The 12,430-nt window shown below is 46.9% G+C and carries 9 protein-coding genes and 1 pseudogene; 7 read left to right on the forward strand and 3 right to left on the reverse strand.

What is annotated here, in order from left to right; genetic code table 11:
• Positions 1 to 57 precede the first annotated feature (57 nt).
• Both ilvA and MHB43_RS04170 read left to right on the forward strand, forming a co-directional pair.
• The gene (gene ilvA, locus MHB43_RS04165; protein WP_017690682.1) at positions 58 to 1,350 is read left to right on the forward strand and encodes a threonine ammonia-lyase IlvA; all 1,293 of its coding nucleotides are present in this window, start codon (positions 58 to 60) and stop codon (positions 1,348 to 1,350) included.
• Positions 1,350 to 1,952 carry a GNAT family N-acetyltransferase gene (locus MHB43_RS04170; RefSeq protein ID WP_405131398.1) on the forward strand — a complete coding sequence of 201 codons (603 nt, stop codon included), beginning with the start codon at positions 1,350 to 1,352 and terminating at the stop codon, positions 1,950 to 1,952. Before ilvA ends, MHB43_RS04170 begins: the two co-directional genes overlap by 1 nt.
• Positions 1,953 to 2,102: 150 nt before the next feature.
• On the opposite strand, the gene MHB43_RS04175 is transcribed toward MHB43_RS04170, so the two are convergent.
• On the reverse strand, positions 2,103 to 3,071 hold the full coding sequence (locus tag MHB43_RS04175) for a hypothetical protein (RefSeq protein WP_405131399.1): 969 nt from the start codon (positions 3,069 to 3,071) through the stop codon (positions 2,103 to 2,105).
• A gap of 316 nt (positions 3,072 to 3,387) precedes the next feature.
• Here MHB43_RS04175 and MHB43_RS04180 point away from each other — a divergent pair, with 316 nt between their 5' ends.
• Positions 3,388 to 6,555, forward strand: coding sequence for a stalk domain-containing protein (locus MHB43_RS04180; protein WP_405131400.1), 3,168 nt, complete (start codon positions 3,388 to 3,390; stop codon positions 6,553 to 6,555).
• A 64-nt stretch (positions 6,556 to 6,619) separates the two neighbouring features.
• Here MHB43_RS04180 and MHB43_RS04185 read toward each other — a convergent pair.
• Positions 6,620 to 7,575, reverse strand: a pseudogene (locus tag MHB43_RS04185) (IS30 family transposase).
• 386 nt (positions 7,576 to 7,961) lie between these two features.
• Here MHB43_RS04185 and MHB43_RS04190 point away from each other — a divergent pair.
• Positions 7,962 to 8,867 (forward strand): AraC family transcriptional regulator, encoded by a 906-nt coding sequence (locus MHB43_RS04190; protein WP_339181885.1) that lies wholly within the window; start codon positions 7,962 to 7,964, stop codon positions 8,865 to 8,867.
• Positions 8,868 to 8,971: 104 nt separating this feature from the next.
• Here MHB43_RS04190 and MHB43_RS04195 read toward each other — a convergent pair whose 3' ends face one another.
• A complete protein-coding gene (locus MHB43_RS04195) occupies positions 8,972 to 9,784 on the reverse strand; it encodes a hypothetical protein (RefSeq protein ID WP_339181887.1) in 813 nt (270 codons plus the stop codon).
• Between the two features lie 412 nt (positions 9,785 to 10,196).
• On the opposite strand from MHB43_RS04195, the gene MHB43_RS04200 reads away from it, so the two are divergent.
• From MHB43_RS04200 to MHB43_RS04210, 3 genes are all read left to right on the forward strand, one after another.
• Entirely contained in the window at positions 10,197 to 10,430 is a 234-nt protein-coding gene (locus tag MHB43_RS04200; RefSeq protein ID WP_047840502.1) for a hypothetical protein, read from the forward strand.
• 252 nt (positions 10,431 to 10,682) lie between these two features.
• Complete coding sequence (locus MHB43_RS04205; protein WP_036606057.1) at positions 10,683 to 11,513, forward strand: alpha/beta hydrolase; 831 nt, start codon at positions 10,683 to 10,685, stop codon at positions 11,511 to 11,513.
• A gap of 102 nt (positions 11,514 to 11,615) precedes the next feature.
• Complete coding sequence (locus MHB43_RS04210) at positions 11,616 to 12,401, forward strand: class III extradiol ring-cleavage dioxygenase (protein ID WP_017690674.1); 786 nt, start codon at positions 11,616 to 11,618, stop codon at positions 12,399 to 12,401.
• The last annotated feature ends 29 nt before the right edge of the window (positions 12,402 to 12,430 follow it).

A 12,430-nucleotide genomic window follows, 5' to 3' on the forward strand; every position in this document is an offset into this window, starting at 1 on the left:
ACAAAGAAAAGCAGTGCGCGACATTGCTAGACCATAAAAGCGGAGTGTGGAGACAACATGAAACCAGTTGAACAAGAACCAACGGGAACCACAAGTCCCGGTCGTGCCAGTGTTGGCATGGAAGATATCGTACGCGCACATCATGTGCTGCGTGAGGTCATTGTAAGAACGCCGTTACAGCGGGATGCTGTATTGTCGGCCAAATATAACTGTAATGTGTATCTGAAAAGAGAAGACCTTCAAGTGGTGCGTTCGTTCAAAATTCGGGGCGCCTATAATATGATTCGCAGTCTGACACCAGCCGAGATGGAGAAGGGTATTGTCTGTGCGAGTGCAGGAAACCATGCTCAAGGTGTTGCTTTTAGCTGTAATGCCCTCGGAATTAACGGCAAAATCTTCATGCCGAGTACAACGCCGAACCAGAAGGTGAAGCAGGTCAGACGTTTTGGCGGTAGCAACGTTGAAGTGGTGCTGATCGGGGATACGTATGATGATGCTTATGCAGAAGCAATGCGTGCATGTGACGAACAGGGCATGACGTTCATCCATCCTTTTGATCAACCGAAGATTATTGCAGGTAATGGTACGGTAGCGATGGAAATCATGGAAAGTCTCGATGAGAATGCCGACTATGTATTCGTGACGATTGGTGGCGGAGGGTTGGCAGCCGGCGTGGGAACCTACATGAAGACCGTGAGTCCAGAGACACGCATCATTGGAGTTGAGCCACTTGGGGCAGCTTCCATGAGTGAGGCGATGTTCCGCAAACAGGTTGTGACGTTGGATGACATTGATAAATTCGTGGATGGCGCAGCGGTGAAACGTGTTGGCGATCTCACCTTTGATATCTGCAATAGTATACTTGATGACATTGTGAAAGTGCCAGAAGGCAAAGCCTGCACAACTATTCTGGAGTTATATAATGAAAATGCGATCGTTGTCGAGCCTGCCGGTTCCTTGGCTGTTGCGGCGCTTGAGCAGTATCGTGAGCAAATCGTGGGCAAGACGGTGGTCTGCGTAATTAGTGGCGGTAACAACGATATCGACCGGATGCAGGAGATCAAGGAACGTTCCCTGATCTATGAAGGTCTGAAGTATTATTTCATGGTTAATTTCCCGCAGCGTGCAGGAGCTTTACGTGAATTCCTGGAGGAAGTTCTAGGGAAGAATGATGATATCACCCGGTTCGAATATACGAAAAAGCATGATAAGGAAAATGGCCCTGCCTTGGTGGGCATCGAGCTGATGTATAAGGAAGATTACCACCCGCTTATTGAACGCATGAACCGCAAAGGTATCGCCTATACCGAGCTGAACAAAAATCTAAATCTGTTCAACATGTTAATCTGATGAATCATTCTAGTATGCAATCAGATCACCAAGAAACATCTCCTCTGATCAGACCTGCGCGGATAGAAGATGTAGATCAGGTCATTCCGTTACTGTATCAGGCGATAGGGGACATTGCTTACTCGCTAGCGGGTGAGGCGGATCATGAGAAGGCGATGCAGATTTTGCAGGCGTTCTATGTACAGGAAAACAACCGGATTAGCTATCGTCATGTGACAGTGATGGAGCAGGATGGGCTGATTGCGGGGATTCTGGTAGCCTATGATGGCGGAGAAGCAGATCGTCTGGACCAGCCGATTCTGGATCGACCTGAACGAAGCCGGGAAGAGAAGTATGCTTTGGTTAAAGAAACCCGTCCGGGGGAGTATTATCTGGATACTCTCTCGGTAAGTGAAGCTTATCAGGGGCAGGGCATCGGCCGGGCACTGATGGCTGCTTTTGAGCAGCAGGGCAGAGATCTGGGTCACTCGCAGGTATCCCTGATTGTAGAACGGGACAATGGCCGTGCGCTAATGCTGTACGAACGGCAGGGATATGTCAAAGATGACGTGATTGTCATCACAGGACATGAGTATAATCATATGGTCAAACCGATTCAATAGTGCAGTGAGCTGACGGATTGAGTCAGTTTTGATGATAAAAGCATGAAGAAAACCGCCATAGGAGCGAATCCTGTGGCGGTTTTTGTTGTGGTTATCTGTTGGGATTTAGCCTGAATTTTGGCCCGGATATTAACTTAGGAACGGATTAACTCAATAATTCGCATAGTCGCTGACCGGCACATTCTGTTCCAGCCATTTCTCGACAGCGGCCGTTTTTTCATACTTCGATTCCTTAACCACGTCCATAAAGGCATCCAGCTTGGTGAGGAATTCACTATCGACGGATGCAAGACGCTGCAAGACGCCGTTGTAGCCTCTTTGGGCGTTCGCAACCATTTTGTTCGTGTCATAATCAAACAGCGGTGTATTGTTCAGTCCATAAAAGGTATACAGGGTATAACTGTTTAACAGATTCTGCACCTGCTTGGCCCGATTTGATTTTGGATGCAGCTCCAGGAATCTTTCCTGGCTCAGTGCTCGAAGGAGAATTTCCTGATAGCCAATGACCAGAGCACCGTCATCCGCAGGCAAGTTTTTTGTTTCCTTTGTCATGATACTGATGTAGCTAGAGATGTCCTCTTTAATTACAGAGGTATATTTCACGAATGCCGCATAATTCATTATGGGATAGAGGGAGCCTTCGAGCATGACGAGGCGGTAGCCGCTGTCACGGGCTTCTTTTAACAGTGCACGCAGATCGGAGTCCTGGGTACGCTCCATGAGTTTGGTGAAGCTATCATTCAACTTGTAAGCCTTGATCATCTTGTCCTGAACGTTAGGAACGAGCAGGCGGTCTGTCATGGCGCTTAGCGCCTTCAGGCGAGCATTCTCCAATTGAAGCACCATCAGGGTGGCGTGATGCTTTGTTACTTTTTTGATATGAGATTCGAGATAAGTATCCGCGGCAGGCAAGCCGTTCTTTTTGTAGAGCATGGACTGAAATGTTTTATATATCGTTGTTGAACTGGCAGTTGTGACTTTGGTATCTGTACTGGAAGAAGCGGCAGCAGCGACTCCGGATAATGGAGCGACAGCCGTTTGGAGCAGCATGAGGATGGCGGTGGCTGTAATGAAGGTGCGCATGCCTTTACGATTGGCAGATTGGAACAATGATGTCATAGATATGAACCTCCCGTAGTTGAGAAAATGATAGGTGTTGTTCACTAGTCACTATACCTTAACCCAATTGGTGCAGGATGTGGTTGCGGAATGGTGACAAATTCTTCTGTTATTTTTAACTTTTGGAGGGTGGAAGATAGAGGAAGTTTTCTGCGAAAATATTTTTTGTACAACTGGAAACTTTTGAGCCGATCGGAACGTCTTAGTTGTGCATAGGAAAATACAGGAATTAATGAAAAGAACAGCGAATCTATTTCGATGTTAACTAAATGCGAGAATGGGGATATGGGATATGAGGAAAGCGGGAGGAAAACAAGTGAAGAAGGTAATGTCAGCGCTGGCTGTATCGGCCATGCTGATGTCCGCACTTCCAACATCGGTCATGGATGCAGCCGCGAGGATCAGTATATATATTAATGATGCAGAGTTATCATCTGCTCAGGCACCTGTGATGAAAGGTGGACGGGTACTCGTTCCACTTCGGTCCATTTTTGAAGGATTGGATGCGAAGGTATCGTACACCAACAGAACCAAAACGATTGTTGCAACTCGCGATGATCAGGAAGTTAAATTGACACTCGGTTCCAAAACGGCATACATCAACGGGGAAGCGATCTCGCTGGATGTACCTGCAAACACGATTAAGGGTAACACGATGGTTCCAATTCGTTTTGTCAGTGAAGCTTTTGGAGAGAAAGTGTTCTGGAACTCACGCAATCAGCGTGTAGATATCAAAACAACGGCAACGCCTCCAGTGGATGAGACACAATATGCTGCATGGAACATCTACGGTTCGGTATCCGGAAGTAACGGAGATGGTCGTGACCTGACCGTGAGCTTCACACGTCCAACTTCAGAGAAGGCGGTATCTGCTTACCGGATTATGCTGGTGAAAACACGCGATGTGAATAGCTTTACGGAGTCCTCAGCAACTGCCGTACCTTCTGCGAACTATACATCGGTTACACCAAATGGCAGCAACCCGAAACTGACACTTAATGCACAGACGCGTGACGTAAACGGGGATTTGCTTAACAGCAATGAAACGTATCGCCTGTATGTACTGACTGTTGGAAACAGCAGCAATAATTATAAAAATGCATTGAACTGGTCTTCCCAAGCATTGAAGCTCAATAATGTGAAATCCACAGTACAGGCGGTTACAAGTCTGCGTGCCGCAGATATTAGTGACTATGGCGATGGCCGCGATCTGGAGATTAACTTCACGCAGCCGAGCACAACATCGAATATTACGTATTATCGTGCTTTTGTTGTTAAAGCGAAGGACTCTTCTGCATTTAATCTGGCTGCAGCGAACAAAGTTTCCAGTGCCAACTCCACGATCATATACAAAGGAAACAGTACCGCAGTGAAAAGCCAGTTGACTTCTTCGACACGGGATACGTCCGGCGAATTGATCAAAAGCGGTACAGCGTATGTGGTCTACATCTTGTCGGTAAGCACGAATACAACAACAGACAGCAAGCTGTCCGCAGCATCATCTTCACTTACGCTGTCCGTGAACACAGCAACGTCTCCGGTAATTACCCAGGTGAAGGATAACTCGGATTATGGAGATGGTCGTGATATTCAGGTGAGCTTCAACCGTTCATCGGATGAGTCCAAGGTGGCGAATTATCGCGTCTTCGTGGTACGCAACTCGGTTGCCAGCAGCTTCAATCTGACAACGGCGAGTAACCTATCCTCCAGTCTGTACTATACGGTGAATAAAACAGGTAACAACATTACAACGACATTGCCTTCATCCATGAAGGACACAAGTGGTTATAATGTAACGAATCTGCAAGATTATCGCATCTTTGTGATGGCGGTGGGCAATCAGCAAAACGGATACACCAATGCGCTGTCAGCTTCCTCCACAGCTCTGAGACTGACAACGACCGGTAACGCGGGAGTCATTAGCAACCTGGCTGTTGCGGATATTGGTGACAACGGTGATGGGCGTGATCTACGGGTTTCTTTCAACAAAGCCGCGGATGAGTCCAGAATCTCTGCCTATAGAGTGTATGTAGTCCGTTCCGCTAATGTGGGCAGCTTCACACTAAGCGCAGCTAATGCGTCAAACAACTATACGCAGGTGAACAAAACGGGTGGTAACTTGTCCGTTACGCTTCCTAATGCATATGATACAAGCGGTTCCCTTATTTCCAATAACGTTTCCTATCGTGTATTCGTTATGTCAGTAAGCAATAGCGGAAACTCAAGTCAAAATGCGTTGTCTTCATATTCTTCTCAGATCACACTGACTGCGAACACGGCTGTTACCGCTCCGACCAGTGTGACTGCGAAGGACATCGCGGATAACGGAGATGGACGTGATTTGCGTGTGACATTTAATCGATCGTCGAATGAGACGAACGTGTACCATTACCGTGTATTTGTAGTCAAAACTTCCAACTTGAGTGGATTTGATTTGTCGGAAGCTAATCGGAACTCCAACTTTAAGGTGGTAAATAAAGCTGGAGGAAGCGGAGATTACACGGTGACTTTAGACGATACCAAGGCAACAGATAGTACAACTATTCGCAATGATGAGAACTATCGCATATTTGTACTTGCGGTAAGTAATACAGGTAATTCATCTAATGTGCTGTCAACAGCTTATGCAGATGTTAAATTGTCAGTAACTAGTGCAGTAGGAGCAGTTACCATTACTAAAATTGATTTCAAGAACGAAGATCAAGCAGCTGGTGATGTAACGGATGTGACTTTGAGATATACCGAACCAGCTTCCAAAGCAGGCATTGGACGTTATGTTGTTATGGTTGCTCCGACAGGAAGCGCATTTGGGCTCAATGTAGCGAAGAATATAGCAAAAGAAAACAATTCCACTACAATAAAATCTGTGGAAACATCTGGTGGAAATGCCACACTTCCGGGTGTACTGTCTGATATCAATGGTCAAAAAATTGAAGCAGGCAAATCATACACAGTGTATATTTTATCTGAATCAAACGACAATAATCGTGAATCAAGTTTGGCTTCATATACATTCACGATTAATGCGAAGAAACAGACAGTGACACCAGTGCAAACGGTAACTGCTTTAGATGCAAAAGTAACTGATAATTTAATCAATGTAAGTTTCGATAAGCCAAATGAATTAGGGATTATTCGTTACGATGTGTACATTGTTAAAGAAGGAAGCGGTTCAGGAACTGCTGGGAAAGCTTTAAAAACTGTTGATACGGGTGGTACTTCTTCAGGGACAGCAATAGTGGATATTGGAAATTCCGCCAATGATTCAAATAATATGGCTTTTGGAGCGGGCAAATACAAAGTTTTGGTAGTCTCAGTGGTGAGTGAATCGACGAAATATACATCTGTCAGTGCAGAAAGAACATTTGATATTCCGCCAGCTTCTTCTGGCAATGGTCAGGGAACTGACAATAAGGGTGCGGGAACTTCAGGTGGTAATGGCACTCAATCATCTGCTGCAGACCCCTCTACGCCAGGTTCATGAATCCAGATAGACAAATGCGGTTGAAACGCATACTGGGTAATTAATTTTTAGGAATGACAGATTGTCAAACCAAGTGCGACAGTTCCTCTGTGAAAGATTCGTGAGCGGTTCTCCAACCCAAGCATTTTCGTGGTCTGTGGTTTATTAGATCTAGTGAACTGGCAAGATCTTCATCCTCGACTTGAGCGAGATCGGTGCCTTTCGGGAAAAACTCTCGAAGCAATCCATTCGCATTCTCATTGGAACCGCGTTGCCAAGACGAATATGGATCAGCAAAATAAACGTGCAGGTCATGGCTTGTTTCCAGATTGGCATAGCATGCAAACTCCTTTCCCCGGTCAGCCGTGGCTGTGAGGAAAGTGCCTGTGGGATACTGTGAGATGGCTACACAAGCGCAATTTCCATAGACAGAGCAGTGCGATCAGGCATGAGAATGGCGGTATATAGACGGGTTTTGCGTTCAATGAGCGTGGCTATGCATCCTTTACTTTTCCCACGACTAGATACGACGGTATCCAGTTCCCAGTGCCCAAACGTTTCACGAGAACGAACCTCTTGGGGACGATCCGAAATGGATCTGCCAATGGCAAATTTACCGCGAGTTTCTGCGGGTTTCTGACGCTTTCCTTTGTGCCGAAGAACCTGTAACGTGCCTTGAACCAGTCGACCTGCGTAGATCCAGCGATAGATCGTTTTGAAGGATACTGCTTGCAAGCCTTCGGTACGGAAGCGTTGATTGATCTGTTCCGGAGACCACGTTGCCTTCAGTTTTTCCTCCAGTGAAGCAGCTAAGGTGCTTGACCATTTACCTGAAGAAACAGAGGATTGACGACGCTTCTCATAAGCGTTCTGAGCGTGTTCTGCCTGATAGGGATACGATGAATTAGCACGATCTAGTTCGCGGCAAATCGTGGACGAATGTCTCCCCAGTTCTTTTGCAATAGCTCTTGAGCTTTTGCCTTGTCTGTGGAGGATTTCTAGCTTGCTGCGTTCGATTATGCTAAGATGTGAATAACTCATGGACTGATTCTCCTTGTGTGAATGCTGGTGTGGTAACTTTCATTCTACACGAATCAGGCTGTGAGCCATTTTTTTATTTCAGTAGGGTGTCGCACTTCATATTACAATCCGTCGAATTTAAAGCCATTAACTCCCTTTCCAACCGGAAAGGGAGTTTTTAATATTCCCGCGTAGACACCGCTTAACATCCTCGCGGCAATTCACTTGATAAAAAATTTGTCGTCAGAACGGTTCCTTAGACCAATGTTGCATTTGAACCAATTATTGGATAATAAAGGGAAGTTGGCTATATAGATTGAACTAACATTTACATGAAACGGAGTGGCCAGTGTAAATATCTTTAGTTCACCTTATGTAGAAGCCTATGAGCCGAAAGGAATGATGGAATGCTTGCATTTCGTTTGACGGGCCTGCCTGATTCCCGGTTGCCGCTGTACCTGTATTGTGTGGGCACGCAGGAAGAGAAAGTTCTGAATAGACCGAATGGATTTCCGGTGTATCAGTTGTTTTTGTCACACGGTGGGGGAGGGCAGTTCAAGATAACGGGAAAAGGGACATGGACGATGGGAGCAGGGCAGTTATTCATCGTGGAACCCGATATTGCGCATGAGTATGTGCCTCATACCAAATCCAAAGGGGAACTTGGTTATATCGGTATTGGCGGTACATCGGCTGGATCGGTACTACAATCCACGGGTTTGCTTCAGAACGAACCGTACCATATCTCGGGTTTTGAAATCATCTGGTCACGGATGACCAATCTCTGGCATGCGCTGGATCAAGGAGCAACGGAGATGTGGAACACATCAGCCCTTATCTACCAGCTTATTTTGGATATAGCACAATCGAAAATTCCATCTGATGTCGGCATAGGAGGTATTGGATCATCTAGGGCACAGGATGGCACTGTAAAACACTCTAATCGGGAGTCCGATCCGAGCAAGGATGCACTCATCCGAGCAGTAGCATTGATGCATACGCACTACCAGGATGACCTGTTATTGAAGCATGTTGCTGACGCAGTGGGTTATTCGGTGCAGCATCTCAACCGACTATTTCACCAGCATTATGGCGTGACAGGGCATCAATATATGCAGCGATTACGTTTGCAGAAGGCTTCGGACTGGATGGACAAGCATCCACGAGCAAGTGTGCGAGAGGCGGCAGAGACCGTGGGGATGGAAGTGAACTATTTCATTCGGATGTTCAAGCGGGAGTTTGGAGAGACACCTGGCAAAGGAATCAAACATCGGAACCAGCTCCAAATGGAAAAAGACCTCACGAATTCGTGAGCGTTCCCGTGCCCATGTCACGTGTACCTAATATCAGAAGGGTTTAAATTCGTCAGAACATGAAAAAGGGACCCTCAAGGCCCCTTAATCGCTTATATAACGTGTTATGCAGTTTTCTTTTGTCCAAATAAAGGTCTTAACGTTGCAAGCCCCACAACTCCAATCACCGCACTCACCCACGGAGCCAGTGCAAATACCGGCAGTTTATCACGCAGTGGATAACCTACAAAGAGCACAAGGACCACGATGACGATGTAGATGATGATTCCCTTAAGGTTAACCTTAGGTACGGTGTTCTTGTCCGCTCCTTCATCGTCGGGTCGCTCAGCAAGGCGGCGAAGCATCTCCACCAATGCGATCCCGCCAACTGCCGCAATGATCAGAGAGAACAGACTGATGTGTTGGAAAGGCTCCGTATCTCCGCCAGTCCAACCCACGAACAATCCCACACATCCTTGAATCAACATGACAAAAGACAAAGCCGCCCAAGCGATCATGGCATACCACTTTGGTGTCCGTTTCACAGGCTCTGGATTCTCGGTTGGCTGTGGTTCTACAGCGTTGGCATTCTTTTTCGATGAAGCTGTTGGACTATTACCGCGGGTTGGGCTGGATTCGCCCACCTCAACGGCAGCCGTCTTCTCCGGTGCTGTATTTGTAATCCCGAGCTGTGCATGGATGTCTTGTTCCAGATCAGGTCCGTATAACTCGCGAGCGGATTTGTTATCCAGCTGAGCCTGTACGATTGCTTTTCCTGCGGAGAGTATCCACTCTTCCTGTGTTCTCTCGTCCGCTGGCGCATGACGCGCAATTGTGCTGATCTGGTCATACAATTTCACATGTTCAGGTGTCATTCGACTCATCTCGGTTATTTGCCGATTCTGTATTTCTTTAAGCTTCTTATAGGAAATCCCCAATGATTGCTCCCCCTGTCTACACACGTTCTGATCTTCCAATGGTCTGAAGACCCTGACGGTATTTTAGTATACGGGAAGGGCTCTCGTTTCGCAAAGTTATTCCTTATAAAAAAGCTGCTCATGGTGGACCCATATCCATACACAGGCCAGTATAACACAGGTGCATAACAGCACCAGTTTACCGTGATGTTGAATCCATTCCAGTAGATGTTCCATGAATTCATTCCTTTCGGCAGAAGGATTCCGAGGCATATGCTGCCTATGTTTGTTCGTTTATTTTCCCCTGTTCATGTAAAAAAATACCCTCACGCCTCCCAGATCTAACGATTGTGTGAAGGATGCATAAAGAGCAGCCGATTCCATCACAATAGTAGCATTTCCAACAGAAATCCAAGATTGGAGTGTGCTTGTTATGGATAAACAAACAGAATTGACGCGGAAGCTGCTACTGAACAGCAACTCCCGTGGAGTCGTGGACGAAGTTGTATCCTTTGAAGAGAACCTGGAGGATACGGAGTATGCAGAAGAACTGACAGATGGCAATTTGAAGGGAAGAAGTTTCTGGGACAATAGTGATTCGGGTCATGAGCATGAGTGGAATGGGCGGGTGGAGACCCACGAGATGTTCCGTAGAAGCTACGAATAACGATCCTGCAACACTTGTTAGAATTCCAAATGATATCCGGGCCAGCTGTTATCAGCGTGGCTCATTTTTTTGCGGTCATCAACCGATAAAATGTAGAATAACAGTCGACGTAGAAAGGATTCTTACGTACGTTGACTTGAAGGTTACGGGATGATAATATATGAATAACATCTTAATACACACTAAACTTATCGGATTATATATATTTAATAAATGAAGCTCAACAGGCTAAGCGTGAAAGGGGAAATCGGTATGGAACGTCAGATCAGTATCCGTCATGGGCAGGAAGAATTAACAGCCACGATTCATTATCCGGTTGTGAAAGATATCAAGGAGGAGAAGAGCCAGCAACGGGTCCCTCTGGCGGTCATCTGCCACGGCTTTGTTGGTAGCCGGATCGGCGTGGATCGTTTGTTTGTAAAGACTGCACGGGAGCTGGCTGAAGACGGTTATCTGGTCCTGCGTTTCGATTATATCGGTTGCGGAGAGAGCAGTGGGGAGTACGGAGCGGAGGGACTGGAGTCCATGGTGCTGCAGACCCGATCGGTGCTGGATTACGCGGTGAATTGCAGTGATGTAGATCCTACGCGTGTTACGCTGATTGGTCATAGTCTGGGTGGTGCCGTTGCATTACTAACTGCTGTACGTGACAAACGTGTCAAAAACCTGGTTATGTGGTCCTCCGTGGGTTATCCATTCAATGATATCGTGAAGATTACGGGACGGGAAGTATACGATGAAGGCGTGAAACTGGGTGCGGCTGATTATCTGGGATACAAATTCACACCGACGTTCTTCGAGTCCCTAGCTGAACAACAGCCATTCCAGGAAGCAGTTAAGTTTAGCGGAGATGTACTCGTCGTGCATGGCACGTCAGATGAGATTATTCCTGTAGACTACGCATTCCTGTATCAAAAGGTATTCTGGATGCGCCAAGAGGGCCGCTGTGACAAGGAGATCATCTTCCAGGGCGATCACACCTTCTCTTCAGGTAAAGAGCGGGAACAGCTGATTACGCGTACCAGAGAGTGGCTTGGCGAACGTCAGAAGATCGAGCAGGATTGGCAGCACTGGATGATATAAGTGGCAGGATTACAACTGTTTGGGATGTCAGCTTGGAAAAGCGCCTTCTTAAGGGTAAAATAGAGGAGTAAGCATTCTATCCGTGTCTGGAGGTTGGCAGCAATGACATTACCCGCACTTTTCATTGCGCATGGTTCTCCCGCTCTGGCGGTGGAGAGCAATGACTACACTCACTTCTTGAACCAGCTTGGAGACAGGCTGCCGGCTCCGAAAGCCATTGTCGTATTTACGGCGCATTGGGATTGTCCTGAACCGTCCGTGACGATGGATGATACACATCAGACCTTGCATGATTTTTACGGATTTCCTTCTACGATGTATACGATGGAATACCCTGCATCTGGGCAGCCAGATTTAGCGAACGAGATATGTGCTTTGTTCACCCGCAGCAATCTGGCACATCAGCCGATTCGAGGCCGAGGGCTGGATCATGGCGTATGGGTACCGTTGCTCCATATGTATCCCGAGGCTAACATTCCTGTGATTGCTGTATCTGTAGACTCACTGCGTACGCCGCAGGAACAGTATGATATTGGCCGAATGCTGGAACAGCTGCGGCATGATGATGTGTTAATCATTGGCAGCGGTGGAACGGTTCACAATTTGCGATTGCTGGGCAATACGGATGAACCGCAAGAGTGGGCGGTGGAGTTTGATAACTGGATCGGGGAGCGCTTGCAGCAGTGGAACACAAGAGAACTGTTTCAATATGAGAAAAAAGCCCCTCATGCACGTACGGCGGTTCCGTCGTATGGTACAGAACACATTGCACCTTTGTTCTACGCCATGGGTACAGCGGATATGTCCCGATCAGCGAAGCGTCTATTCCAGTCTTACCCTTATGGAACGCTCAGTTTGAACTGCTGGCAGTTTGGAGACGGCGTGTAACTTGGAACAGACAACAGCCTGATTATGGT

The organism is Paenibacillus sp. FSL H8-0317 (assembly GCF_045040685.1).
Lineage (GTDB): Bacteria > Bacillota > Bacilli > Paenibacillales > Paenibacillaceae > Paenibacillus.